This window comes from Streptomyces sp. NPDC005962, assembly GCF_040629205.1.
Classification (GTDB): Bacteria; Actinomycetota; Actinomycetes; order Streptomycetales; family Streptomycetaceae; genus Streptomyces.
The window spans coordinates 46,256-70,844 of sequence record NZ_JBEXVE010000018.1 but is presented as its reverse complement, the minus strand read 5'-3'; the positions used below and the strand labels follow the sequence as shown (position 1 = coordinate 70,844).

General features: G+C 72.0%; 21 protein-coding genes. 12 read left to right on the top strand and 9 right to left on the bottom strand.

The window, feature by feature from the left end; all coding sequences use genetic code 11:
* The first annotated feature begins 175 nt into the window (after positions 1-175).
* The 11 genes from ABZ370_RS27045 to ABZ370_RS26995 all read left to right on the top strand — a co-directional run bounded on the left by ABZ370_RS27045 (position 176) and on the right by ABZ370_RS26995 (position 11,377).
* On the top strand, positions 176-1,066 hold the full coding sequence (locus ABZ370_RS27045; protein WP_358625674.1) for a transketolase: 891 nt from the start codon (positions 176-178) through the stop codon (positions 1,064-1,066).
* Positions 1,063-2,034, top strand: a complete 972-nt coding sequence (locus tag ABZ370_RS27040) for a transketolase C-terminal domain-containing protein (RefSeq protein ID WP_358625672.1) — start codon at positions 1,063-1,065, stop codon at positions 2,032-2,034. The genes ABZ370_RS27045 and ABZ370_RS27040 overlap by 4 nt, the downstream gene beginning before the upstream one ends.
* On the top strand, positions 2,021-3,613 hold the full coding sequence (locus ABZ370_RS27035) for an FGGY family carbohydrate kinase (protein WP_358625670.1): 1,593 nt from the start codon (positions 2,021-2,023) through the stop codon (positions 3,611-3,613). The genes ABZ370_RS27040 and ABZ370_RS27035 overlap by 14 nt, the downstream gene beginning before the upstream one ends.
* The gene (locus ABZ370_RS27030; protein ID WP_358625668.1) at positions 3,610-4,398 is read left to right on the top strand and encodes a glucose 1-dehydrogenase; all 789 of its coding nucleotides are present in this window, start codon (positions 3,610-3,612) and stop codon (positions 4,396-4,398) included. Before ABZ370_RS27035 ends, ABZ370_RS27030 begins: the two co-directional genes overlap by 4 nt.
* Positions 4,399-4,432: 34 nt before the next feature.
* The gene (locus ABZ370_RS27025; RefSeq protein ID WP_358625666.1) at positions 4,433-5,455 is read left to right on the top strand and encodes an ABC transporter permease; all 1,023 of its coding nucleotides are present in this window, start codon (positions 4,433-4,435) and stop codon (positions 5,453-5,455) included.
* Positions 5,456-5,537: 82 nt separating this feature from the next.
* Complete coding sequence (locus ABZ370_RS27020; protein ID WP_358625664.1) at positions 5,538-6,515, top strand: sugar ABC transporter substrate-binding protein; 978 nt, start codon at positions 5,538-5,540, stop codon at positions 6,513-6,515.
* 28 nt (positions 6,516-6,543) lie between these two features.
* On the top strand, positions 6,544-8,049 hold the full coding sequence (locus ABZ370_RS27015) for a sugar ABC transporter ATP-binding protein (RefSeq protein ID WP_358625662.1): 1,506 nt from the start codon (positions 6,544-6,546) through the stop codon (positions 8,047-8,049).
* A gap of 37 nt (positions 8,050-8,086) precedes the next feature.
* The gene (locus ABZ370_RS27010; RefSeq protein ID WP_358625660.1) at positions 8,087-9,088 is read left to right on the top strand and encodes a sugar-binding transcriptional regulator; all 1,002 of its coding nucleotides are present in this window, start codon (positions 8,087-8,089) and stop codon (positions 9,086-9,088) included.
* Between the two features lie 52 nt (positions 9,089-9,140).
* Entirely contained in the window at positions 9,141-9,908 is a 768-nt protein-coding gene (locus ABZ370_RS27005; RefSeq protein ID WP_358625658.1) for an SDR family oxidoreductase, read from the top strand.
* Positions 9,909-9,996: 88 nt separating this feature from the next.
* Entirely contained in the window at positions 9,997-10,806 is an 810-nt protein-coding gene (locus ABZ370_RS27000) for a hydrolase (protein ID WP_358625656.1), read from the top strand.
* A gap of 295 nt (positions 10,807-11,101) precedes the next feature.
* Positions 11,102-11,377, top strand: coding sequence for a hypothetical protein (locus tag ABZ370_RS26995; RefSeq protein ID WP_358625654.1), 276 nt, complete (start codon positions 11,102-11,104; stop codon positions 11,375-11,377).
* Positions 11,378-11,470: 93 nt separating this feature from the next.
* Here ABZ370_RS26995 and ABZ370_RS26990 read toward each other — a convergent pair whose 3' ends face one another.
* Positions 11,471-12,391, bottom strand: a complete 921-nt coding sequence (locus ABZ370_RS26990; protein ID WP_358625652.1) for a sugar phosphate isomerase/epimerase — start codon at positions 12,389-12,391, stop codon at positions 11,471-11,473.
* A 4-nt stretch (positions 12,392-12,395) separates the two neighbouring features.
* Complete coding sequence (locus ABZ370_RS26985) at positions 12,396-13,496, bottom strand: Gfo/Idh/MocA family oxidoreductase (RefSeq protein ID WP_358625873.1); 1,101 nt, start codon at positions 13,494-13,496, stop codon at positions 12,396-12,398.
* 168 nt (positions 13,497-13,664) lie between these two features.
* Here ABZ370_RS26985 and ABZ370_RS26980 point away from each other — a divergent pair, with 168 nt between their 5' ends.
* Positions 13,665-14,981 (top strand): ROK family transcriptional regulator, encoded by a 1,317-nt coding sequence (locus tag ABZ370_RS26980; protein WP_358625651.1) that lies wholly within the window; start codon positions 13,665-13,667, stop codon positions 14,979-14,981.
* A 40-nt stretch (positions 14,982-15,021) separates the two neighbouring features.
* Here ABZ370_RS26980 and ABZ370_RS26975 read toward each other — a convergent pair whose 3' ends face one another.
* The 7 genes from ABZ370_RS26975 to ggt all read right to left on the bottom strand — a co-directional run bounded on the left by ABZ370_RS26975 (position 15,022) and on the right by ggt (position 24,386).
* Positions 15,022-15,873, bottom strand: coding sequence for a putative RNA methyltransferase (locus ABZ370_RS26975; protein WP_358625649.1), 852 nt, complete (start codon positions 15,871-15,873; stop codon positions 15,022-15,024).
* A 23-nt stretch (positions 15,874-15,896) separates the two neighbouring features.
* Positions 15,897-16,898, bottom strand: coding sequence for a TIGR03842 family LLM class F420-dependent oxidoreductase (locus tag ABZ370_RS26970; RefSeq protein WP_358625647.1), 1,002 nt, complete (start codon positions 16,896-16,898; stop codon positions 15,897-15,899).
* Positions 16,899-16,910: 12 nt separating this feature from the next.
* On the bottom strand, positions 16,911-18,314 hold the full coding sequence (hydA, locus tag ABZ370_RS26965; protein WP_358625871.1) for a dihydropyrimidinase: 1,404 nt from the start codon (positions 18,312-18,314) through the stop codon (positions 16,911-16,913).
* Positions 18,311-19,666 (bottom strand): aspartate aminotransferase family protein, encoded by a 1,356-nt coding sequence (locus tag ABZ370_RS26960; RefSeq protein WP_358625646.1) that lies wholly within the window; start codon positions 19,664-19,666, stop codon positions 18,311-18,313. The genes hydA and ABZ370_RS26960 overlap by 4 nt, the downstream gene beginning before the upstream one ends.
* Complete coding sequence (locus ABZ370_RS26955) at positions 19,663-20,505, bottom strand: nitrilase-related carbon-nitrogen hydrolase (RefSeq protein ID WP_358625644.1); 843 nt, start codon at positions 20,503-20,505, stop codon at positions 19,663-19,665. Before ABZ370_RS26955 ends, ABZ370_RS26960 begins: the two co-directional genes overlap by 4 nt.
* Before the next feature lie 176 nt (positions 20,506-20,681).
* Positions 20,682-22,454 carry a hypothetical protein gene (locus tag ABZ370_RS26950; protein ID WP_358625642.1) on the bottom strand — a complete coding sequence of 591 codons (1,773 nt, stop codon included), beginning with the start codon at positions 22,452-22,454 and terminating at the stop codon, positions 20,682-20,684.
* A 153-nt stretch (positions 22,455-22,607) separates the two neighbouring features.
* Entirely contained in the window at positions 22,608-24,386 is a 1,779-nt protein-coding gene (ggt, locus tag ABZ370_RS26945; protein ID WP_358625869.1) for a gamma-glutamyltransferase, read from the bottom strand.
* Between the last annotated feature and the right edge of the window lie 203 nt (positions 24,387-24,589).

The following is a 24,589-nucleotide window of genomic DNA, read 5'->3' as shown; positions in this document are numbered from 1 at the left end:
GACCCGGTGGCGGCCGGACGATGGCTTCGGCGTGAACGCCTGCGGCGCCCGGCACCTCACTCCCTCCCGCCTCATCCGGCCACTGCGCAACCCATTGACACATGGCTGAAACACGACCTACTTTTCGAGCACCACAATTCACTAGTGAATAAATATTCACTCCAAGGACGTGCAGATGCTCAGCACAGATCCAGTCGGCGCCGAACGGTTCCGGGCGCGCCGCCACCGCATCGCCACCGAAGACACCGAAGACCCGGACGCACAGGTCCATGAGCTCCAGCAGCTGGCCGCCGAAGTGCGCCGCAGCGTGGTGCACATGATCGACAAGGCACAACTCGGCCATATCGGCGGCGATCTGTCGGTGACCGACATCCTCGTCACCCTCTTCGGACGGGTGCTCGACGTGGACCCCGCCCGGCCCCACGGGCCCGACCGCGACCGGTTCATCCTCAGCAAGGGGCACTGCGCGGCCTCCCTGTACGCCACGCTCGCCCACTGCGGCTACTTCCCGCTGTCCGAGCTGTCCACCTTCATGGCGCCGCTCTCCGCGCTCAACGGCCATCCGAACCGGACCAAGGTCCCGGGGGTCGAGACCAACACCGGACCGCTGGGCCACGGCTTCCCCGTCGCGGTCGGCTGCGCCCTGGCCGCCAGGCTCTCGGGCCGCTCGTACCGCACGTACGTCGTCCTCGGCGACGGCGAGCTGCAGGAGGGCAGCAACTGGGAGGCGGCCATGACCGCCGCCCACTACGACCTCGGCTCCCTCACCGCGATCGTCGACCGCAACCGCCTCCAGCAGGGCGCCCGCACCGAGGAGACCAAGCGGCTGGAGCCGCTGGCGGAGAAGTGGACCAGCTTCGGCTGGGAGGCACGCGAGGTGGACGGGCACGACCACGCGCGACTGCTGGCCGCGCTGCGCCCCTCCCCCACCGGCAGACCCGTCGCGGTCATCGCGAACACGGTCAAGGGCAAGGGCGTGTCGTTCATCGAGGACCGGGTCGAGTGGCACCACAAGGTGCCCGACGCCGGACAGGTGCGCACCGCGCTGGAGGAGCTGAACCGATGACCACCGGACTCATACCCGAGAACGCCGCCCGGACCTACGACTGCCGCCAGGCCTTCGCCGAGGAGCTGATCGCCCTGGCCGCCGAGGACCCGCGCATCGTCGCCGTCTGCAACGACTCGGTGGGATCGAGCAACCTGGTGCGCTTCCGGGAGCTGTACCCCGACCGCCTGATCAACGTCGGTATCGCCGAGCAGGACCTCGTCGGCGTCGGGGCCGGGCTGGCCAACGGCGGGCTCATCCCCTTCGTCAGCGCGGCGGGACCGTTCCTCACCGGCCGGGCCACCGAGCAGATCAAGACCGACGCCGCCTACAACGGGCTGCCCGTCATCCTGTGCGGTCAGAGCCCCGGCATGGCGTACGGGGAGCTGGGGCCGACGCACCACTCGATCGAGGACCTGTCGTGGATGCGGGCCATCGCGGACCTCGCCGTCGCGGTCCCGGCCGACCCGGCCCAGACCCGCGCCGCCGTACGCTGGGCGGCCGCCCACGACGGCCCGGTCTATCTGCGCATCCCCCGGTTCAAGATCCCCGCCGTCACCCCGGAGGACGCGCCGTTCCACCCCGGGCGCTCCCTCCAGCTGACCGACGGGGACGACATCACGGTGATGGCCGTCGGCACGATGGTCTCCCGGGCGCTCACCGCCGCCGAGGCGCTGCGCGCCGAGGGCATCGGCCTGCGGGTGCTGAACATGACCTTCGTCGAGCCGATGGACATCGACGCGGTGCTGCGCGCCGCCCGCGAGACCCGCGGCATCGTCACCGCCGAGGAGGCGACCACCACGGGCGGGCTCGGCGCGGCGGTGGCCAGCGTCGTCGCCCAGAACCGTCCGGTGCCCATGCGGATTCTGGGAGTGCCCCGGCGGTTCGCCCCCACCGGCAGCGCCTCCTTCCTGCTGGAACACTTCGGCCTGACCGCCGACGGCATCGCCACCGCCGTCCGGGAGCTGCTGTCCCATGAGCACCGCTGAACCGCTCGTCCTCGCCATCGACCAGGGCACCAGCGCGACCAAGGCGATCCTGGTAGACCGGCGCGGGGACATCGTCGCCCGCGGCTCCGTCCCGCTGGAGCTGTCCACCCCCGCCCCGGGCTGGGTCGAACAGTCGGCGGAGGAGATCTGGGCGGGCTGCGGGCGGGCCGTCGCCGCTTGCCTCGACGGCCAGGACGCCTCGCGCGTCGCCGCCATCGGCCTGAGCACCCAGCGCGAATCGCTGCTGCTGTGGGACCGGGCGACCGGTGAACCGCTGAGTCCGCTGATCAGCTGGCTGGACAAGCGCACCGCGGGCGATCCGGCGCTGCTGCGGGCCGTGCCCAGCGCGGAGCTGGTCCGCGAGGTCAGCGGTCTGCCGCTGGACCCGATGTTCTCGGCCCCCAAGGCCGCCTGGCTGCTGGACCGTTACGACCCCGACCGCCGCCGCGCCCGCGCGGGCGAACTGTGCCTGGGCACGGTCGACTCCTGGCTGCTGTTCAAGCTCGGCGGCGCCCACCTCATCGAGGTCGGCAACGCGGCGCGCACCCAGCTGCTCAATGTCCGCCGGTGCGCCTGGGACCGGCGGCTGACCGAGATCTTCGACGTACCGCCGGAGGTGCTGCCCGAGGTCGTACCGTCGCAGGGCCCCTTCCCCAGCACCCGCGGACTGGCGCCGCTGGCCGACGGGGTGCCGGTCACGGCCGTGCTCGGCGACTCCCACGCGGCGCTGTTCGCCCACGCGGGCTGGGCGCCGGGGACGGTCAAGGCGACGTACGGGACCGGGTCGTCGGTGATGGCCGTCGTCCCCTCCGCGGCCCGGGTCTCCTCCGGGCTGTGCCTGACCGTCGCCTGGCAGACCGGCGGCAGCCCGACCTGGGCGGTGGAGGGCAACGTACGCTCCACCGGCGCCACGGTGAACTGGCTGGCGGGCGTGCTCGGCCGCGGCCCCGCCGAACTGGCGGAGCTGGCCGCCGACAGCAGCGAGGGCGTGGTCGTCGTGCCCGCCTTCGGCGGTCTGGGCGCGCCCTGGTGGGACGAGAACGCGGTGGGGCTGATCAGCGGTCTCACCCTGGGCACCCACGCCGGGCATCTCGCGCGGGCCGTGCTGGAGTCGATCGCGTTCCAGGTCGAGGACGTGGTGGCGGCGGTCGAGCGCGAGACCGGCCCCGTCACCCGGCTGCTCGCGGACGGCGGGCCGACCGGCAACCCGGTGCTGATGCGGCTCCAGGCCGACACCAGCGGGCGGATCGTCGAACGGGCCCTGGCCCGCGACCTGTCGGCGCTGGGCGCCGCCCACCTCGCGGGGCTGACCCGAGGGGTGTGGGACCGGGCCGCCCTGGAACGGCTGGAGCGCCCCCGCGAGAGCTACGCGCCCCACGGCGACGAGGCCGCCCGGACCAGGAGGGTCGCGCACTGGCACACGGCGGTACGGCGCGCCCGCCTCCAGGCCGCCACCGCTAAGTACGGCCCGTCCGGCGGCGAGTACGGCCCCACCCCGGAACCCCCACCACTCCCGCCGCGGACCGCCGCCGCACCACACCGCATCGCCGAGGCCTCGGCCGTCGAAGGAGCGTCATGACAGCGCGATACGCGGGACAGGGAGTCGTGGTCACCGGGGCCGCGCGCGGCATCGGGCTGGGCATCGCCGCCCGGTTCGCGGGCGAGGGCGCGAACGTGCTGCTGGTGGACGCGGCCGCCTCCGTCGAGGACACGGCGCGGGAGCTGGCCGCCGACAGCGGCACCCAGACCCTCGGCGTCCGGGCCGATGTCACCTCCCCCGAGGACGTGGCCGGTGCCTTCGCGCTCGCCGAGTCCGCCTGGGGGCGGCTCGACGTCCTGGTCAACAACGCGGGCATCATCACCATCAGCAAACTTGAGGATCTGACCCACGACGACTGGCAGAAGGTCCTCGCCGTCAACACCACCGGAACCTTCCTGTGTGCCCAGGCCGCCGCGGCCGCCATGCGTCGGCACGGACGCGGCGGGCGCATTCTCAACGCGGCCTCGGGACAGGCGCGGCAGGGGTTCGTCTACACACCGCACTACGCGGCCAGCAAGTTCGGGGTGGTCGGCCTCACCCAATCCCTGGCCAAGGAGCTGGCCGCGGACCGGATCACGGTCAACGCCTACTCCCCCGGGATCGTCGGCAGCGACATGTGGGACTACAACGACCGCGCGTGGGGCCGGCTGCTCGGCGGCTACGCCCCCGGGGAACTGATGGCCGAGTGGATCGCGGGAATCCCCCTCGGGCGCGCCGGAACCCCTGACGACATCGCCAACCTGCTGCTCTTCCTCGCCTCGTCGGAGGCGGAGTACATCACCGGCCAGACGATCAACGTCGACGGCGGGATGTTCATGAACTAGCTCCGACGACGTCGGAGACCACTCGGAGGTTTCGATGAGCACGACCGGCAACGCCGCAACGGCCGTTGACGTAACCCCACCTTCACCGGACAACCCCCGCCCCCGGCTGCCGTCCTGGGTGACGGGCGTCCTCACCGGATCGCGCGGTCCCGCCCTCGGCCTGCTCGCCATGTGCGTCGTCTTCTTCATCGCGACGCCGTACTTCCTCACCCAGAGCAATCTGCTCAACATCGTCGACCAGACCGCCGTCCTCGGTCTGCTCGCGCTCGGCATGACCGCGGTCATCGTCATGGGCGGCATCGACCTCTCCGTCGGCGCCACGCTGGCCCTCGCGACCATGGTGGTCGGCTGGCTCTCGCACGACCAGGGGTGGCCGCTGTGGCTGAGCGCGGTGGTCGCGATCGGTGTCGCGGGCGGGTGCGGGCTCGCCAACGGACTGGGCATCACCTACACCAAGCTGCCACCGTTCATCGCCACGCTGGCCATGATGTCGATCGCCCGCGGCCTGGCCAACGTGATCACCGACGGTCAGCAGATCGTCGGGTTCCCCGACTGGTTCGACAACCTGTCCACCACCCGGTTCGTCGGCGTCTTCACCGCGTGCACCGCCGTGCTCGCCGCGCTGTACGTGGCGGGGTGGGCGTATATGCGCTACCGGAGCGGGGGCCGCGCCCTGTACGCGATCGGCGGCAGCGCCGAGGTGGCCCGGCTCGCCGGGATCGACGTCAAGAAGCGGACCGTGCTGGTCTACACCGTGACCGGTCTGCTGGCGGGCGTGGCCGGGATCTTCCTGACGATGCGTCTGGACTCCTCCCAGCCGAGCGCGGGCACCGGCTACGAACTCGACACCATCGCCGCCGTGGTGATCGGCGGGGCCAGCCTCAGCGGCGGTGTCGGCTCGGTCACCGGAACCCTGTTCGGCGTGCTGATCATCGGGGTCCTGCGCAACGGCCTCAACCTGCTGGGCGTCTCGCCGTTCATCCAGCAGATCGTCATCGGGCTGGTGATCGCGCTGGCCGTCATGCTCGATGTGCTCCGCCGCCGCGAGACGCGCTGACCGCGCCCCGTTCCCTACCTCTTCCCCTCTTCTCTCCCCTCTTCTCCTCTCCCCCCGGGCACAAGCCAAGGAGTTGGTTCCCATGAACACACGAGTGACGACACGCGTCGTCATAGCCACCGGGATCGCGGTCACCATGGTCGCGGGCGCCACCGCCTGCGGACGCGGCGGCGGCGGTGCGAAGACCGCCGACGGCAAGCAGATCACCATCGGGCTGGCCGTGGCCAACCTCCAGGCCGACTTCTTCAACCAGATCAAGCAGTCCGTGACCGCGGAGGCGAAGAAGAAGGGCATCAAGGTCATCGTCTCCGACGCACACGGCGACGCGGCCACCCAGGTCAACCAGATCCAGGACTTCATCAGCCGTCAGGTGAGCGCCATCGTCTACATCCCGGCGGGCGCGACGGCGGCCGGGGTCCCCGTGAAGGCGGCCAACCGGGCCAAGATCCCCGTCGTCACCGTGGACCGCAACCCACCCGGCGAGCCCGGCAAGTCGTTCATCGCCAGCGACAGCGTCGCGGCCGCGCGGACGCTGGGCGGCTACGTGGCCAAGGAGTCCGGTGGCAAGGGGCAGCTCGCCATCCTCCAGGGCCAGATCGGCACCACCCCGCAGGTGGACCGGCAGAAGGGGTTCGGTCAGGCGCTCAAGAAGGCGCCCGGCATCAAGGTGGTGTCCCAGCAGCCCGCCGACTGGGCACAGGACAAGGCGTACTCCGTCGCCCAGGACATGCTGCAGGCCCACCCCGGCATCGACATCCTGTGGGGCCAGGCCGACGCGATGGCGCTCGGCGCCGCCCAGGCCGTCAAGGCGTCCGGCTCGCACAAGAAACACCTGATCGTCGGCTTCGACGGGGACGTCGCCGGACTCAAGGCGGTCCGCCAGGGCACCATCGACGCCACCATGGTGCAGCAGACGCGCAAGATGGGCCGGATGTCGGTGAACACCGTCGTGGACATCATCAAGGGCAAGAAGGTCCCGGCCGAACAGCTTCAGCCCGCTTTCCTCCTGACCAGCAAGGACAAGAAGAAGGCCACCCAGTTCATCAACACCCACCCGTAGACGACAGCAGGGCGGAGGCGTGACGACGATGAGAGACGTCAGTCGGCACCCGGCGGCGGAGCCCTCCCCGGGGCTGGTCGTACAGGGGATATCCAAGCGGTTCGGGGTCACCCAGGCGCTCGACCGGTTCGACCTGGAGGTGCGCCCCGGGGAAGTGGTGGCGCTGCTCGGCGAGAACGGCGCGGGCAAGTCCACCGTGTCCAACGTCATCGCGGGCACCTTCCCCTCCGACACCGGCGGAATGACCTGGCAGGGACGGCCGTACGAACCCAAGTCCCCCGGGGACGCCATCAGCCACGGCATCGGCCTCATCCATCAGGAGATGCGCCTGCTGCCGGACCTGTCCGTGGCCGAGAACGTGTTCCTGGGACGGCTGTTGCGCCGGGGCGGCCGGATCGACCGCGGCGAGATGAACCGGCGGGCCCAAGAACAGCTGCGGCGGCTGGGCCTCGACATCTCCCCGACCCGTCTGGTGCGCACCCTGCGGGTGGCCGAGCAGCAGCAGGTCGAGATCGCCAAGGCGCTGACCCTGAACGCGCGCCTGCTGATCCTCGACGAGCCGACGGCCGCCCTCGGCGGCGAGGAGACCGAACACCTCTTCGAGCGGATCGATGCCCTCCGCACTGAGGGCATGTCGTTCGTCTATGTGAGCCACCGGCTGGAGGAGATCGCCCGGATCTGCGACCGCGTCGTGGTGATGCGCGACGGACAGCTCGTCGCCGCGCACGACACCGCGCAGGTGCCGGTGGTCCAGTTGGTGGAGGAGATGGTCGGGCGCAGCATCGAGCGCATCTTCCCCGACACCGGAACCGCCCGCCCCCGGGAGGTGCTCCAGGTGCGGAACCTGACCGGCCCCTCGTTCCAGGATGTGTCGTTCAGCGTCCACGAAGGCGAGGTCCTCGGCATCGCGGGCATCGTGGGCGCGGGCCGTACCGAACTGGTGCGGGCCGTCGCGGGCGTCGATCCGGTGACCGGCGGCACGGTGTCCGTCGACGGCCGGGTCTTGAGGCTGCGCGGGCCCAAGGACGCCATCGCGGCGGGTGTGGTGCTGGTGCCCGAGGACCGCAAGGGCCAGGGCGCCGTCCTGGACCTGTCGATCGGCGACAACGTGGCCCTGCCCAACCTCGACCGCATCTCCCGCCGCGGCTGGCTGAGCCCGCGCCGGGTGGCGGCGGTCGCCGGTGAGGCGATCAGCCTGATGACCGTCAAGGGGCGGGCCGGGCAGCCGGTGCGGACGCTCTCCGGCGGCAACCAGCAGAAGGTCGTCATCGCCAAGTGGCTGGAGCGCAAGCCCAAGGTCGTCATCCTGGACGAGCCGACCCGCGGCATCGACGTCGGCGCACGCGCCGCGATCTACGAGGTGATCGCGGACCTGGCCCGCTCCGGCATGGCCGTCGTCGTGGTCAGCTCCGACCTCGACGAGGTCCTGGGCCTGTCCCACCGGGTGCTCGTCCTCAGCCGGGGGCGGCAGCGAGGCGTCCTTCCGGCGGCCGAGGCGACCGACGCCGCGGTCATGCGCCTGGCCACGGCATGATGCCGTTATGAATCACCGCGACAGGACCGGCATCCCCATGACCCGCACCACGCGCATGGCGACCAGCGATGAGCAGTTGCGGCTGATGACCCGGATCGCCCGGCTCTACCACGAGCAGGGGATGCGGCAGCCGCGCATCGCCGAGGAGCTGCACATCTCCCAGGCGCGCGTCTCCCGGCTGCTCACCCAGGCCGCCAAACTCGGGATCGTGCGCACCATCGTGGTGCCGCCCGAGGGGGTCTTCGCCGAGCTGGAGGAGGAGATCGCGGCCCGGTACGGGCTGCGTGACGTGGTGGTCGTCGATGTCGAGGGCGAGGCCGACTCCGTCATCCCGGCGCTCGGCGCGGCGACCGCGGTCTATCTGGAGACCACGCTCATGGAGGGCGACCGGCTCGGTATCTCGTCGTGGAGCGCCACCCTGCTCGCCGCCGTCGAGGCGATGCGGTCCCGGCCGGGCGGGCGGTTCCTGGAGGAGGTCGTCCAGCTGATGGGCGGGGTGGGCGACCCGCAGGTCCAGGTCCAGGCGACCCGGCTGATGGGGCGGCTCGCCGAGCTGACCGGCGCGGAACCGGTCTTCATGTCGGCCCCGGGGCTGGTGGCCGACGCCACCGTCCGGGACGCCATACTCGCCGACCCGAAGGTGAGCAGCGTGGCCGCGGCGTGGAAGAACCTCACCATCGCCATCGTGGGCATCGGCAGCCTCGACCCCTCACCGCTGCTGCGCCGCAGCGGCAACATCTTCTCCGACGACGACCAGCAACAGCTGCGCGGGCTCGGCGCGGTGGGCGACATCTGCCTGCACTTCTTCGACGAGGACGGCACCCTCCTCGACACCGAGCTGAACGACCGCGTCATCGGCATCACCCCCGACGTCTACCGCGCCGTGCCGCGCCGCGTCGCGGTGGCCGGTGGCGACCGCAAGTACGCGGCGGTACGGGCCGCGGTGCTGGGCGGCTGGGTCGATGTCCTGATCACCGACCTGGGCGTGGCCCGCCGACTGGCGGGCCGCCCCGACCGAACGGAACGACAAGCGCCGTAGCGGCGGCGAACGCCGCGGCGGCATCACTCGCGGCATCACTCAAGGAGTCCTCATGCCCGTCCCCTCCTTCCGTCTCGACGACAGCGTGGCCCTGGTGACCGGAGCCGGGAGCGGCATCGGCCGACGGCTCGCCATCGGGCTCGCCGAGACGGGAGCCGACGTCGGATGCCTGGACCTGCCGGGCAGCGATCTGGCCGGTACCGTCACGGCGATCGAGGAGTCGGGGCGGCGCGCGGTCGCCCTCCCCGCCGATGTGACCCGGGCGGAGGACCTGGCGGAAGCGGTGTCCGTGGCCGAACGCGACCTCGGACCCCTCCGGCTCGCGGTCAACGCCGCGGGCATCGCCAACGCCGCCCCGGCCGAGGACATGCCGGTGGAGCAGTGGAGCCGGGTCGTGGACGTGAACCTCACCGGCGTGTTCCTCTCCTGCCAGGCCGAGGGCCGGGCGCTGCTGCGCAACGGCGGCGGCGCCATCGTGAACATCGCCTCGATGTCGGGCACCATCGCCAACCGGGGGCTGACCCAGGCCCACTACAACGCGTCCAAGGCGGCCGTGATGCACCTGACGAAGAGCCTGGCCACGGAGTGGTGCACCCGCGGCGTCCGGGTCAACAGCGTGAGCCCCGGCTATACGGCCACGCCGATGAACCTGCGCCCCGAAGTGGCCGAACGGGTCGCCCAGTTCGAGGCGGACACCCCGCTGGGCCGCATGGCGACGGTGGACGAGATGGTGGGGCCGACGGTGTTCCTGCTGAGTGACGCGGCGAGCTTCGTCACCGGTGCGGACCTGCTGGTGGACGGCGGGGTCACCTGCTGGTAGGAGGGCTCCCCAAGGTGTCATGTCCCGGCTAAGGTGAGAGGCCTGGGAGCGCTCCCACACCCCTTCCCATCCCCCGCCGGAGGTCCCGATGCCCCTCGCGCCGTACCGCCGCCGCACCCTGTCAGCCGCCGTCGCCGCCCTGGCCATGACCGGCCTCGCCGCCCCCGCCGCCTCGGCGACGCCCACCCCGGGCAGCTCCGCGGCGGCCTGCAACGCCACCGGGTTCTGCGAGGACTTCGAGTCCCAGACCGGCACCAGCCCCGGCGGCCGGTGGAGCACGACGGTCGCCAACTGCTCGGGCACCGGCACCGCCGCCGTCGACTCGACGGTGGCCCACACGGGCGCCAAGTCGGTGCGGGTGACCGGCAGGGCGGGCTACTGCAACCACGCCTTCGCCGGAACCTCACTCTCCGGCCTGCCCACGACCGGTGACCTCTACGTACGCCTCTGGGTCCGGCACACCACCGCCTTACCCGCCCAGCACGTCACATTCGCGGCCCTGAAGGACCCGGGGGACAACGGCAAGGATCTGCGCATGGGCGGCCAGAACAAGGCGCTCCAGTGGAACCGCGAATCGGACGACGCCACCCTCCCCGCCCAGAGCCCCGCGGGCGTCGCCCTCAGCACTCCCCTGCCCGTCAACGCCTGGACCTGTCTGGAGTTCCGCCTCGACCGCACCGCGGGCCGCCTCGACACCTGGGTGAACGGCGCGCTCGTCCCCGGCCTGGTCGTCGACGGCACCCCGACCCAGGACGTCGACCAGCAGTGGCTGAACCGGGGCGGCTGGCGGCCCGCCCCGGCCGATCTGCGGCTGGGCTGGGAGAGCTACGGCGAGGGCGACGACACCCTCTGGTACGACGACGTGGCCGTGGGCACCGCCCGCAACGGCTGCGGTTGAGGCGCACTCACGTATTTCCGGCCGTGCACGCCGAAAAATACCCCTCCGCCCGGAAGGGGCTTTCGGTGCTTTCCGGATTGGCGCCAACAGCGGCTGCCCGGCTAGAATTTGGGCTACTTCAAGAAAAGGGGAAGCAGTGGCAGTTCGCTTTGTGCAGGTTCCGGAAACCGAGAAGAACGAGGAGGGTGTTCAGGAAACCGTCACGTCGGTTGTCGTCAACGGACAGACGGTGGAAACACGAATCTATGGCCGTACGGTAATTCACTGCGACCTCGAACCCGATACCATGTCGGACGTGCATTCGGTCGAAATTCTGGTTCCCACCTGGGTCGACGAGGAGTACGAGACCGGGGAGCAGAACGAGGACGGCAGCAACACCATCGCCGTACGACCGGCCCTGCGGGAGGAGCGCCGGGTCGTGGACCTGGGGGCGGATTCCCTGAAGGCCCTTCAGGAGGCGCTGCAGCCCTTCGCGGCGGTGTCCCGTCCGGCGGAGGCGCCCGCCGCCAAGAAGCGCGGCCGCCCCGCGAAGAAGGCGGCCCCGGCCCAGACCCCGCCGAGCGCGAGCTGAATCGGAAGGTCCCCAACCTCCTTTGCGAGATCGGGGACCTTCGGAACAGGTGACGCAATTCCCTGAACTGTTCTCCGCATTCCGAATGCGTGCTCAGCCGATGACCAGCGGGCGCAGGGTGTGGTGGGCGATCCGCAAGCCCTGGACGACCTTTTCGTCGGTTCCGCCCCAGACCGGGTCCTCGTGCTCGACGGAGAGCGTTCCGGTGAAGCCGTGCTCGTAGAGGCGGTCGACGACGCGCGTCCAGTCGACCTGGCCGAGCCCCGGCACCCGGTAGCGCCACCAGCCGTTGTCCCAGGGGTCGGGGCGGTCCACCGCCTTGCCGAAGAAGCCGTACCGGTCGATGTCGCCGCTGCCCAGCTCGACGTCCTTGGCCTGGGCGTGCACGATGCGGTCGATGTAGGGCGCGATGGTCTTCACCGGGTCGATGCCGATCCAGGTGAGGTGCGAGGGGTCCCAGTTGAGGTAGAGGTCCAGCGAGAACATCCACTCCCACAGCTCCGGGGAGTAGGCCAGGTTGCCCGGATAGCCGTCGGGGTGCCAGCCCTCCATGACGCAGTTCTCGATGATGATCTTCACGCCGCGTTCGCCCGCGTAGTCGACGAGTTCGGGGAAGACGCGCTCGGCTTCCCTGAGGTTGTCCGCGACCGGCTTGGTCCAGTCCCGGCCGATGAACGTGCCGACGTAGGGGACGCCGAGCGCCGCGGCCGCGTCCACCGCGTGCTTGAAATGGGTGCGGATCTCCGCCCGGCGCTCCGGGTCGGGGTGCAACTGGTTCTCGTAGTACGCGAGCGCGGACAGTTCGAGCCCGTGCTTGGCGAACAGCGCGAGCGTCTCCTCCGCCCGCGCCGCCGGGAAGTCGGTGACGGGCAGATGACTCGCCTCGAAGTCGCGGCCACCGGTCCTCGGCCAGACGGCGACCTCCAGCGCCTCGTAGCCGTTGCCGCTCGCCCACTCCGCGATGCGCGGGAGGGACCAGCCGGGGAGACAGGCCGTCAGGAATCCGAGTTTCATGCGTTCACACCTCTGTCCACGAGCCGTTACGGGAGGATCGGAGAACCGCCTCGGTGATGCGGGCGGCGCGCAGTCCGTCGTCGAAGGTCGGCAGGCCCTCCGGCGGGTCGCCGCCGATCGCGGCGTAGGTGTCGGCGACGAACGCCTCGAAGCATTCCGCGTACCCCTGGGCGTGGCCCGGGGGCAGGACCGACAGCCGCCGCTGTTCGGCCGAGCCGTGGCCGGGGTCGCGGCTGATGATCCGGGCGCCGTCCTCGCCGCCCAGCCAGATGGTCTCCGGGTTCTCCTGGTCGAAGACCGCGCTGGCCCGGGCGCCGTCCAGCTCGAACCACAGCCGGTTCTTCCGCCCGGCGGAGACCTGGGAGACGGTGGTGGACGCCAGCACACCGGCGGCGGTGCGCAGCAGGAGCGCGGCGCAGTCCTCGGTGCTGACGTCCATGTACTCCGGCGACGGGTCCGGGGAGTCGGCCGCGAAGGTGCGCGACTCGGCGGCGGGCCGCTTGTCCAGGGCGATCGACGTCGAGGCGACGACCTCGGCGAACCGTTCGCCCGACACCCACTCCACCAGGTCGCACCAGTGGGAGCCGATGTCCGCGAAGGCGCGGGACGGGCCCCCGGCCACCGGGTCCACGCGCCAGCCCGACGCCTGCGGCGAGAGCATCCAGTCCTGGAGGTAGCTGCCGTGGATCAGATGCCAGCCGCCGAACTCGCCGTCGATCCGGCGCGCCCGGATCTCCCGGACCAGGGGGTGGTAGCGGTAGACGAAGGGGACGGCGGCCACCAGCCCGCTGTCGCGGGCCGTCTCCGCCATGCGCTCCGCCTCCGCGACGGAGACCGCGAGGGGTTTCTCGCACACCACATGCTTCCCGGCGGCGAGCGCGCGCAGCGCGAAGGGCGCGTGGGTGGCGTTGGGCGAGCAGATGTGGACCACGTCCACGGACGTGTCGTCGAGGAGCGCGTCCAGGGAGGGGTAGGCGGGGACCTCCCACTCACGGGCGACCTGCTCGGAGCGTGCGGGGGTGGAGGCCAGGACGCCGGTGATCCGGGCACCGGCCAGCGCCGCGGCCCTGCGGTGGATCGCGCCGATCATCCCGGCTCCGACGATGGCGGTGCCGAGGGGCCTGGAGCGGCCTTGCGGTGGAGATGTGATGACTGTCCTCCCGTGACGTCGTACGGCGGTGAGCCTAAGACGGCGATTAGCGCCTCACAAGACATGGAATTCTGCATCTTGTGAGTCATAAAAACCGCCATAATTGCTGTACCGTGACCGGCCATGGGAACGGTCACGGGAGCACAGACGACGACGGACCACCGCCCGATACCCCGGCTGTCGGTCGCCGGACTGCGGCCGCAGAACACCGGCGGCCCCGTCCACAGCTCACTGGCCCGGCTCATCGCGTCGGGCCTCGCCGACAACCGTGCCGACCTGGTCAAGGCCACCGGCCTGGCCCGGTCCACGGTGACCCGACACCTCGACACCATGATCGACGCCGGGGTGGTCGTCGAGGGCGGAACGGTCACCCGGCCCGGCCGCGGCCGCCCGCCGCTCCGGCTGGCGCTCAACCCCCGGGCCGGGGTGGTCGCGGTGGCCGACGTCGGCGCCCACAGCGCCCGGCTGGCCCTCGCCGACCTGTCACAGCGCCTCGTCGCGCAGGAGGAGGTCACGCTGGACGTGGCGCGGGGCCCCGAGGCGACGCTCGACCTGCTGACCGAACGGCTGCGCGGCATGCTGGCCGAGTCGGCGGGGGCCGCTTCCCTGGGGTCTGCCTCCGCGGGGTCTGCCTCCGTGGGGGCCGACCGGCTCTCCGCCTGCGTCGTCGGCCTCCCCGGGCCCGTCGACGCGCGCGCCGGAACGCCGGTACGGCCGCCCATCATGCCCGGCTGGGACGGCTTCCCGGTCGGCCGGACGCTGACCGAGCGGTTCGGCTGCCGGACCTTCGTCGACAACGATGTGAACCTCATGGCCCTCGGCGAGGCCCGCGCCCTGCCGGAGGACGAGGCGCCGCTGCTCTTCATCAAGATCGGCACCGGTATCGGCGGCGGCCTCATCTCGGCCTCCGGGGAACTCCACCGGGGCGCGGAGGGCGCCGCGGGCGACATCGGGCATCTGCGGGTGCCCGGCGCCGACGACACCGTGTGCGGCTGCGGGAACATCGGCTGCGTGGAGGCCGTGGCGTCGGCCGCCGCGATGGCGGCCCGGCTCGCCCGGGAGGACTCGGGCCTCGCCGAGCGGGACAGGCCGCGCGGCGCCGCGGACCTGGCGCGGCTCGTCCGCGACGGCCACCCCGGGGCCGTCCGCGTCGTCCGCGAGGGCGCGGTGACGATCGGCGAGGTGGTGGCGCTGCTCGTGCACGTCTACAACCCGGCGCGGATCGTCATCGGCGGGGCGATCGCCGCCGCCAGCGACGATGTGCTGGCCAGGATTCGCGGTGTCGTCTACCGGCGGGCGCTGCCCCTGGCCACCCGTCGGCTGTCGCTGACCCAGAGCGTGCTGGGGATGTCCGCCGGAGTCGTCGGCGGGACCGTGGTCGGGGTGGAACACGTCCTCTCCCCCGAGGGAATCGGCGAGGTACTGGCACGTTCCACCTGACCGCGACCGCTGTTCCGTTACGGCGTCATCCGGTACGGCGTCATCCGGCGCACGCCGCTGGCCGCCACGCGGTCAGCGTGACGGACAGGGTGACGGGGCACGGGTCCGGCAGCTTGCGGACCCGCTCCCGGACATCCCCGGCGTCGTGGTGCCAGGCGTTGGGGCCCATGGCGACCAGCTGGGCCAGCGCCCGGTGGTCGAGCGTCATCGTCCGGGTCAGCCGCTCGGTCCCGGCCAGCGTGAAGTACGGGGCGAGCTGTTCGGTCAGCCTCGACTCCTTGCGGTCGTCCACGCGCAGCAGGCCGAGCGCGTCGACCAGCTCCTGAAGGTGGCCGGGGCTGGCGGTGACGACCAGCAGGGCCCCGCCGGGCGCCAGAATCCGCCGCAGCTCCGGGCCGTTGCGCGGGGCGAACGTGTTCAGCACCAGGGAAGCGGCGCCGTCCTGGAGGGGCAGCGCCTGCCAGGCGTCGGCCACCGCGGCGCTGATCCGCGGATGCGCCTTGGCCGCGCGCCGGGCAGCGAACTTCGAGATGTCGAGCAGGACTCCCGCGGCGTCCGGCAGCGCGTCCATGACCCGCGCGTGGTAATACCCCGTACCACCGCCGATATCGACGACACAGCCGGACACCGCCGGATCGGCCGTACGGCGCGCCAGCTCCACCAGCGCGCCGGAAAGGGGGGCGTAGTGTCCGGCCGCCAGGAATTCGGCACGCGCCTCCACCATTTCCCGGGTGTCCGCACTGTGCTTCGTCGCGCCCGGCAGCAGGTTCACATACCCCTGTTTCGCGATGTCGAAGGTGTGACCCGCGGTGCACAGCAGAGCACGTTCGCGCTGGGTGAGCGCGGCACCGCAATGGGGACAGGCGAGTGCGTGCACGACCCTGTTCAGCATGGATCAAGCCTATCCCCGGGCGGTCAGCCGTTCACCGCGGGAATGACGTCCCTCCCGTAGGCGTCGATCGTCGCCTCCTTCGCGTCGTGCATCGCGTACACCGCGAACTGGTCCACGCCCAGTCCCCGTAGCGTGCGCAGCTTCTCCACATGGGCCTCCGGCGGGCCCAGGAGGCAGAAGCGGTCGACGATGTCGTCCGGGACGAAGGCCGTGTCCGGGTTTCCGGCGCGGCCGTGGTGGCTGTAGTCGTAGCCCTGGCGCCGGGCGATGTACTCGGTGAGGGAGTCGGGGATGGCGCCGGAGTGCTCGCCGTAGCGGGAGACCAGGTCGGCGACGTGGTTGCCGACCATGCCGCCGAACCAGCGGCACTGCTCCCGGGCGTGGGCCAGGTCGTCCCCGATGTACGCGGGCGCGGCGACGCAGATGGTGATCGCGTCCGGGTCGCGGCCCGCGTCGGCCGCGGCGGAGCGGACCGCGTGGACCATCCACTCCGTCAGGAACGGGTCGGCGAGCTGGAGGATGAAGCCGTCGGCCTTCTGACCGGCGAGGGCGAGGGCCTTGGGCCCGTACGCGGCCATCCACACCGGCAGCCGGCCGTCCTTGATCCAGGGGATGCGCATCGGGCTGCCGTCCACCACGGCCTCCCGGCCCTCCGCCAGGTCGCGGATGGCGTCGATGGCATCGCCGACCCGGGCAAGGGTGTTCGGGGAGCGGCCCGCGACCCGCAGGGCGGAGTCGCCGCGGCCGATGCCGCATACGGTGCGGTTGCCGTACATGTCGTTGAGGGTGGCGAAGGTGGAGGCGGTCACCTCCCAGGTGCGGGTGGAGGGGTTGGTGACCATGGGGCCGACGGTCAGCCGCTCGGTGTGTTCCAGGATGCGGCTGTAGATGACGAACGGCTCCTGCCAGAGCACGGCGGAGTCGAACGTCCAGCCGTAGCCGAAGCCGTTGCGCTCGGCGCGGCACATCAGCTCGACGACGTCCGACGCGGGCGGATCGGTCTGCAGTACGAGTCCGAAGTCCATGGGCCGGGCCTCCTAGGTGAGGTACTGACAGGTCGAGCGGCGGACGAACCGGCCGTGCCCGGCGCGACCGGTGTAGGCGCGGCCGTCGATGACCGGGAGGCCGCGCGAGAGCACGGTCTCGACCTGCCCGGTGATCTGCTTGCCCTCGTAGGCCGAGTAGTCGACGTTCATGTGGTGGGTCTCGGCGGAGATGGTCTGCTGGGCGGCCGGGTCGTAGACGACGATGTCGGCGTCCGAGCCGGGCGCGATGGTGCCCTTCTTCGGGTAGAGGCCGAACATCCGGGCCGGGGTGGCGCAGGCGATCTCGATCCAGCGGCGGCGGGTGATGTGGCCGTCCACGACGCCCTGGTGGAGCAGGTCCATGCGGTTCTCGACGCCCGGCATCCCGTTGGGGATCTTGGAGAAGTCGCCGCGGCCCATCTCCTTCTGGCCGGTGAAGCAGAAGGGGCAGTGGTCGGTGGAGACGACCTGGAGGTCGTTGGTCCGCAGCCCCCGCCACAGCGCCGCCTGGTGTTCGCGGGGCCGCAGCGGTGTCGAGCAGACGTACTTGGCGCCCTCGAAGTCCGGTTCGGCGAGGTTGTCGGTGGACAGGAACAGATACTGCGGGCAGGTCTCGCCGAAGACGGGCAGCCCCTTGTCGCGCGCCTGCGTCAGCTCCGCGACGGCCTCCTCGGCCGACACATGGACGACGTACAGCGGCGCCCCGGCGACCCTCGCCAGCTGGATGGCGCGGTGGGTGGCCTCGGACTCCAGCAGCGCCTTGCGGACCTCGCCGTGGTAGCGGGGGTCGGTCCTGCCCTCGGCGAGGGCCTGTTCGACCAGGACGTCGATGGCGATGCCGTTCTCGGCGTGCATCATGATGAGCCCGCCGTTGGCGGCGCCGCGCTGCATGGCGCGCAGGATCTGCCCGTCGTCGCTGTAGAACACGCCCGGGTAGGCCATGAACAGCTTGAACGAGGTCACGCCCTCGTCCACGAGGAGGTCCATCTCCTTCAGGGAGCCCCCGTCGACATCGGAGAGGATCATGTGGAAGCCGTAGTCGATCGCGCAGTTGCCGCCCGCCTTCAGATGCCAGGCGTCCAGGCCCTCCCGCAGGGCGTGCCCCTTGGTCTGGATGGCGAAGTCCACGAGGGTGGTCGTGCCGCCCCAGGCCGCGGCCCGGGTGCCGGTCTCGAAGGTGTCGGCGGCGAAGGTGCCGCCGAACGGCATCTCCATGTGGGTGTGCGGATCGACACCGCCCGGGATGACGTACTTGCCGGTCGCGTCGATCGTACGGTCGGCGGTCCAGCCGCGCGCGACATCGCTGTCGGACGTGGCCAGCGCCACCACCCGCTCGTCCTCGACCAGGACGTCTGCGTGGGTTTCCTCGGCGGCGGTGATGACGAGCCCGCCGCGGATCACGGTACGAGACATCAGCCCGCACTCCTTCCCGACTGGGTAGTTTTCAGGGCGGCTTCGAGGATGTCCGCGCCCTCCTCCGCCTCCGCCACGGTCAGGCTCAGCGGCGGGGCGATACGCAGGACGCTGCTGTTGTGGGCGCCGCCCTTGCCGATGAGCAGCCCGCCCTCGCGGGCGGCCTCCAGCACGGCCGAGGCGGCCTCGGGTGACGGGTCGTCGGTGCCGGGCTCGACCAGTTCGATGCCGATCATCAGTCCGCGGCCGCGTACTTCGGCGACGGCGTCGAGCCCGGCGCAGGCCGCGCGCAGCCGCTCGATGAGCAGTCCGCCGACCCGGCGGGCGTTGCCCTGGAGGTCGTGCTCGACGAGGTGGTTGAGGTTGGCGAGACCGGCGGCCATGGTGACCGGGCTGCCGCCGAAGGTGGAGATGGAGTTGGCGCCCAGGCAGTTCATGACCTCCGCGCGGGCCACGACTCCGCCGATCGACATGCCGTTGCCGATGCCCTTGGCGAAGGTGAGGAGGTCCGGCGGGCCCGCGGCGTCGTGTGCCTGCCAGCCCCAGAAGTGGTCGCCGGTGCGGCCCCAGCCGGTCTGCACCTCGTCGGTGATCCACAGGATGCCGTGCCGGTCCAGCACCTCGCGGAAGGCGGCGAACAGCCCGTCGGGCGGGGAAGTGAAGCCGCCCACGCCCTGGATGGGCTCGGCGATCAGCGCGGCGACGTTGCCGTGCGCCTGGCCGAGGATGTCCTCGAGGTCGGCCACGCACGCCGCGGTGAACGCCTCGTCCGACAGCCCGGCGAACGGCCCCCGGCTCCGCACCCCGCCGTGCACGTACAGCGTCTGCAGCGGGGAGATGCTGGTCGGCGACCAGGAGCGGTTGCCGGTGATGCCGACCGCCGAGAACGACCGGCCGTGGTAGCTGTTGCGCAGCGCCAGGACCTGGTTGGAGCGGCGGTGGGTGGTGGCGAGCAGCAGCGCCGTGTCGTTGGCCTCGGTGCCGGAGGTGGTGAAGAAGACCCGGGCGTCGGGGATGCCGGACAGATGGGCGACGCGCTCGGCGAGGTCGACCATCGGGCGGTCGAGGTAGAGCGTCGAGCTGTGCAGGATGCGGCCCGCCTGCTCGCTGATCGCCTTGGTGACCTCGGGGAGCGCGTGGGCGGTCATGGTGGTGAGGATGCCGCCGAAGAAGTCGAGGTAGCGGTTGCCGTCCGCGTCCCAGACGTGGCGTCCCTCGCCGTGGGTGATCTCGATGGGCCGCTGGTAGTAGAGCGCCAGCCAGTCCGGGAGGACGGCCCGGTGGCGTTCGTAGAGCCGCCCGCCGGTCGTCTGGCCGGACCTCTCGCCGGGCCTCGCGCCGGTGGTCCCGGTCATGGGGTCACCAGCTCGTCGTAGGCGTCGGGGCGGCGGTCCCGGTAGAAGGCCCACTGCTGCCGCACCTCGTCGATGAGGCCGAGGTCGAGGTCGCGGACGAGCAGCTCCTCGTCCTTGTCGCTGGCCACGTCCCCGACGAACTGGCCGCGCGGGTCGACGAAGTAGCTGGTGCCGTAGAAGTCGTTGTCGCCGTACTCCTCGGTGCCGACGCGGTTGATGGCCGCGATGTAGTACGCGTTCGCGACCGCCGACGCGGGCTGCTCCAGCTGCCACAGGTGCGACGACAGGCCGCGGGAGGTGGCGGACGGGTTGTAGACGAGCTGTGCGCCGGCCAGCCCCAGGGCGCGCCAGCCCTCCGGGAAGTGGCGGTCGTAGCAGATGTAGACGCCGACCTTGCCGACGGCGGTGTCGAACACCGGCCAGCCGAGGTTGCCGGGCTTGAAGTAGTACTTCTCCCAGAACCCCTTGAGCTGGGGGATGTGGTGCTTGCGGTACTTGCCGAGGTAGGTGCCGTCGGCGTCGATCACGGCGGCGGTGTTGTAGTAGAAGCCGGACTGCTCGACCTCGTAGACCGGCACGACCATCACCATCCCGGTCTCCCGGGCCAGCTCCGCCATCCGCCGTACCGTCGGCCCGTCCGGGACCGGCTCCGCCCAGCGGTAGTGCTCGGGCTCCTGGACCTGGCAGAAGTACGGGGCGTTGAACACCTCCTGGAAGCCGATCACCTTGGCCCCCTGGGCGGCCGCCCGGCGGGCGTACTCCTCATGCTTCGCGATCATTGATTCGGTGTCGCCGGTCCAGGTGCACTGGACGAGCGCGGCACGTACGACGTTGGCCATGATCAGCTCCTTCACAGCAGTACTCCGGGGGCTCGCCCCCGTCGTCAGCCGGTGTCTACGCACGTAGAATCTCGCTGTGGTGAAGAACGTAGAAGCGCACTCACCACTCTGGCAATACCGCAGCCGTTACTCAACGAAGACGAGTACTTTTCGTGCTATGTCGGACCTGACAAGGATCAGGTGGCGCCGTGTATGCCCGCCACGCGAAGGGCGTGCGCGAGGTCGTGCTGACTGCCCGGGGACACCGCGCCCGCCGCGTCCATGAGCGGGGGCACCAGCGCCCCCGGGTCCTCGGCCGCCGCCTCGGCCACCTCGGCGGGCGTACGGGCCCGCAGGAACGCCGTCAGCATGAGCGCCACCTCCTGGTGCGCGCCGTTCCCGAGCAGCGCAAGCGCCGTCTGCGCCACCTCGGCGACGGGCCGCGCGACGCTCTGCCGCAGCAGCCGCTCCCCGTCCGACTCACGGCCCCCCGCGATCAGCGCCTCCGCGGCGGCGGCGAGCCGCTCGGGCGGCAGGCAGGCCATCTCCCACAGCAGCGTGCCCACGTCGGCGCCGAGCCCCGCCCGTTCCAGCTCGCCCGCCAGCACCGGCAGCCGCCCGGCGGGCCAGACGGCCGTCTCGCACAGCACGGCGTGCGCCTCCCCGCTGCGCCCCTCGGCCCGCAGCCGCCCCAGCCGTGCGACGGCCCCGGCGGCCACCCGCCGGGCTTCGGCCAGCTCCTGCTGCTCACTGACCCGGGCCCGCTCCTCGGCCTCCCGCTCCCGCTTGCGCGCCCCGCCCCGCACCCCGGGGAACCGCGCCCCGCGCGAGGCGGACGGCTGCTGCCCCGCCCCCGCGAACCGCGCCCCGCGCGGCCGAGGCTGCCCGCCCGGGGCACCGTCGCCCGGCGGACCGTCCGGCTGGGAACGCCCGGCCAGCCCCGCGATAGAGGGGTCCTGCAATCCACCCGCCATCCAAGACGCCCGCCCCGAGCCGGACCCCGCCCCGGACGAAGCGCCAGCCCCTACGGAGGCCTCGCCCTCCGTAGCCGACCGCTGCCCCGCCCCGGCCACCGCCTCGGACGAAGCACCCCCGACCCCTACGACAGAGTCCGCGCCCGGCCACCGCGCCGGGTCGGGTACCGAACCGGACTCCGGGCCGGACCACGGGCCGGGTCCCGCCCCGGGCGGGGCACCCACGCGGCCTGCGGCCGAAGCCGCGTCCGCCACCGGCCGCTGCCCGGGCCCGGTTGCCGGTCCCGGCCCCGGGCCGGACCACGGGCCGGGCGGGGTGCCACCGGGCCCCGCACCCGCCACCGGTCGCCGAGGCGCACCGGGCGGGACAGCCACGGGTCCCGTGCTCATCACCGGCCACCGCATCGGCCCGGGTCCCGGGCCGGGCGGGGTGTTCGCGGGCGCCCCGGCGGGTTCCTGGCCCTCCGCCGAGGGGAGGGCTTCCAGGCGAGCCGTGAGTTCTTCGCAACGGGCCGTCGCGCGGTAGTGGTCGTCCTGGGCCCAGGCCAGGGCCGCGTCGAGGGGGTCTCCGTCGGGGGTGGTTTCGGCCCCGGCGCGCTGGGCCGCGTGGACCTCGCGTTCGCGGTCGGCCGCGGCGAGCCGTTCGCGGTGCATCGCGGCCAGGCGGGCGCGGAGCGCCTCGCGGGTGCCGGGGGCCGCGTCGTGGACGGTGATCGAGGCGCGGTACAGGGTGGCCGCGCGGGCCGCGGCCACGTTGGCCGTCTGGGCGCCACGCTGGGCGGAGAGGTCCTGGAGGAGGGCCTGGACTACGTCCCAGGGCGGGACCTCCTGGCCGTCGAGACAGGCCCGGAGCCCGTCGGGGTCGCGTTGCGCGAAGACGGCGTACCAGCCCGCTTCCGGGTCGATCCGCCGCGTCAGCGCACGCAGGTAGCTCGCGAACTCCTCGATCGCCACCGGGAGCTGTCTGCCCGCCATCGCCACCCCCGCATTCGACACCCCCGCATGCTACGGACCTGGTCACCGAAGTGCTACCGGTACATTTCCGGATTCACACACAAGAGGCAACTTTGTGAAGTTCCTGTGAGGAAGTGTCGATCGGGCGATCGGCGGCCCACGCCCCGCGCGGGCCGCCGGTGATCCCGGGGCGGCTCAGCCCGCCGGTCTGACCACCATCGCCGAGCCGCCACCGCGCCGCTCCGTCTCGGCCGCGGCCAGCCACCGGCCGTCGCCGAGCCGCTGGACGCCGGTCGCGGCGCCGATCTCGGGGTTCTGCTTGAAGGCGTGGCCCAGCGCCTCCAGCCGGGCCCGCTCCGGGCTGTTCCACAGCCCGGGCTCCAGCTCCGTCTGGGCGGCGTTGCGCTGGCTGGCGCGCGGTGCGGCGATCGCGTCCACGAGCGGCATGCCCCGGTCGACGTGGTTCAGCAGGGTCTGCAGCACGGTGGTGATGATCGTGGCGCCGCCGGGCGAGCCGAGTGCCAGCACCGGCTTGTGGCCGTCGAGCACGATGGTCGGCGACATGGACGAACGCGGCCGCTTCCCCGGCCCCGGCAGGTTCGGGTCGTGGACGGCGGGGTCGGCGGGCGCGAAGGAGAAGTCGGTCAGCTCGTTGTTGAGCAGGAAACCCCGGCCGGGGACGGTGATGCCGCTGCCGCCGGTCTGCTCGATGGTGAGGGTGTAGGCGACGACGTTGCCCCACTTGTCGGCGACCGTCAGATGCGTGGTGTTCTCGCCCTCGTACGTGGTCGGGGCGGCGTGTCCGCGCGTGTCACAGGAGCCGGGGGCGCCCGGGTTCGCCGGGTCGCCGGGGGCGAGGGGGCTCTTGAGTACCTTGTCGGGCTTGATGAGGCAGGCCCGGGAGTCGGCATACCGCTGCGAGGTGAGCGCCTTGGTCGGTACGTCCTCGGAGGCCGGGTCGCCGACCCAGCGGCCGCGGTCGGCGAAGGCTATCCGGGAGGCCTCGATGTAGCGGTGCAGATAGTCGCGTTCGCTGAGCTTGGAGAGGTCGGTGCGCTCCAGGATGTTGAGCGCCTCGGCGACGCTGGTGCCGCCGGAGGACGAGGGCGCCATCCCGTACACGTCCAGGCCCCGGTAGGAGGTGCGGGTGGGGGCCTGCCGTTTCGCCTCGTAACTCCGCAGGTCCTCGGCCCGCAGATCGCCGGGGCGTACGACGCGCTCCGCCTTCGGGTCGACGGGGGGCTTGCGCACCGTAGAGACGATGTCGCGGCCCAGCTCACCCTTGTAGATCGCGCCGACGCCCTTCTTCGCGAGCAGGGCGTAGGTGCGGGCGAGGTCGGGGTTGCGCAGGGTCGAGCCGACGGCCGGGGGCATTCCGCCGGGCAGGAACAGCTTGGCGGTGGCCGGGAAGTCCTTGAAGCGGGCCTCGTTGTCGGCGGTCTGCTGACGGAAGGTCTTGTCGACGGTGAAGCCGTCGCGGGCCAGCCGTTCGGCGGGCTTCAGCACCCGGGCGAGCGATTCGGTGCCCCAGGCGTGGAGCGCGTCCTGCCAGGTGGCCGGGGTGCCGGGGGTGCCGATGCTGAGGCCGCTGGTGACGGCGTCGTCGAACGGCAGCGGTTTGCCGTCCTTGCCCAGGAAGAGGTTCTTGTCCGCGCTGAGCGGGGCGGTCTCACGGCCGTCGAGCGTGGAGACGGAGTGCCGCTTGGCGTTGTAGTAGACGAAGTATCCGCCGCCGCCGACGCCCGCCGAGTACGGCTCGGTGACCCCGAGCGCGGCCGCCGTCGCCACCGCCGCGTCCACCGCGTTGCCGCCGCGCCGCAGCACGTCGATCCCGGCCGCCGAGGCGTCGGCGTCGACGCTGGAGACCGCGCCGCCGTAACCGGTGGCCACCGGCGTCTTGGCGGGCGTACCGGCGCTGCCCTCCGGTGCGGCGGCGTGCGCACCCGCCGGGGCGACGCCGAGCACGGCGACCATCCCGGCCGCGGCGGCGAGCGCGGGCAGCCGGTGCCGTACGGCTGCCCGGGCCGTGGCTCTCGTTGCTGCGGCTGGTCGTGCGGCGTGCCCCATCCGGACCTCCAAGCGAACGGCAGAGAGCGGAGCCTACCGGCGATGCTCATGCTCACGACAGAGGGCGAGTACCCCTGGAGCGGCCCTGGAGCGGCCCTGGACGGGCCCCC

Excerpts from the sequence above, each read along its gene's own strand:
- ABZ370_RS27045 (WP_358625674.1), top strand. The coding sequence starts at position 176 with ATGCTCAGCACAGATCCAGTCGGCGCCGAACGGTTCCGGGCGCGCCGC.
- ABZ370_RS27040 (WP_358625672.1), top strand. The coding sequence starts at position 1,063 with ATGACCACCGGACTCATACCCGAGAACGCCGCCCGGACCTACGACTGC.
- ABZ370_RS27035 (WP_358625670.1), top strand. The coding sequence starts at position 2,021 with ATGAGCACCGCTGAACCGCTCGTCCTCGCCATCGACCAGGGCACCAGC.
- ABZ370_RS27030 (WP_358625668.1), top strand. The coding sequence starts at position 3,610 with ATGACAGCGCGATACGCGGGACAGGGAGTCGTGGTCACCGGGGCCGCG.
- ABZ370_RS27025 (WP_358625666.1), top strand. The coding sequence starts at position 4,433 with ATGAGCACGACCGGCAACGCCGCAACGGCCGTTGACGTAACCCCACCT.
- ABZ370_RS27020 (WP_358625664.1), top strand. The coding sequence starts at position 5,538 with ATGAACACACGAGTGACGACACGCGTCGTCATAGCCACCGGGATCGCG.
- ABZ370_RS27015 (WP_358625662.1), top strand. The coding sequence starts at position 6,544 with ATGAGAGACGTCAGTCGGCACCCGGCGGCGGAGCCCTCCCCGGGGCTG.
- ABZ370_RS27010 (WP_358625660.1), top strand. The coding sequence starts at position 8,087 with ATGACCCGCACCACGCGCATGGCGACCAGCGATGAGCAGTTGCGGCTG.
- ABZ370_RS27005 (WP_358625658.1), top strand. The coding sequence starts at position 9,141 with ATGCCCGTCCCCTCCTTCCGTCTCGACGACAGCGTGGCCCTGGTGACC.
- ABZ370_RS27000 (WP_358625656.1), top strand. The coding sequence starts at position 9,997 with ATGCCCCTCGCGCCGTACCGCCGCCGCACCCTGTCAGCCGCCGTCGCC.
- ABZ370_RS26990 (WP_358625652.1), bottom strand. The coding sequence starts at position 12,391 with ATGAAACTCGGATTCCTGACGGCCTGTCTCCCCGGCTGGTCCCTCCCG.
- ABZ370_RS26980 (WP_358625651.1), top strand. The coding sequence starts at position 13,665 with ATGGGAACGGTCACGGGAGCACAGACGACGACGGACCACCGCCCGATA.
- ABZ370_RS26975 (WP_358625649.1), bottom strand. The coding sequence starts at position 15,873 with ATGCTGAACAGGGTCGTGCACGCACTCGCCTGTCCCCATTGCGGTGCC.
- ABZ370_RS26970 (WP_358625647.1), bottom strand. The coding sequence starts at position 16,898 with ATGGACTTCGGACTCGTACTGCAGACCGATCCGCCCGCGTCGGACGTC.
- ABZ370_RS26960 (WP_358625646.1), bottom strand. The coding sequence starts at position 19,666 with ATGACCGGGACCACCGGCGCGAGGCCCGGCGAGAGGTCCGGCCAGACG.
- ABZ370_RS26955 (WP_358625644.1), bottom strand. The coding sequence starts at position 20,505 with ATGGCCAACGTCGTACGTGCCGCGCTCGTCCAGTGCACCTGGACCGGC.
- ggt (WP_358625869.1), bottom strand. The coding sequence starts at position 24,386 with ATGGTCGCCGTGCTCGGCGTCGCCCCGGCGGGTGCGCACGCCGCCGCA.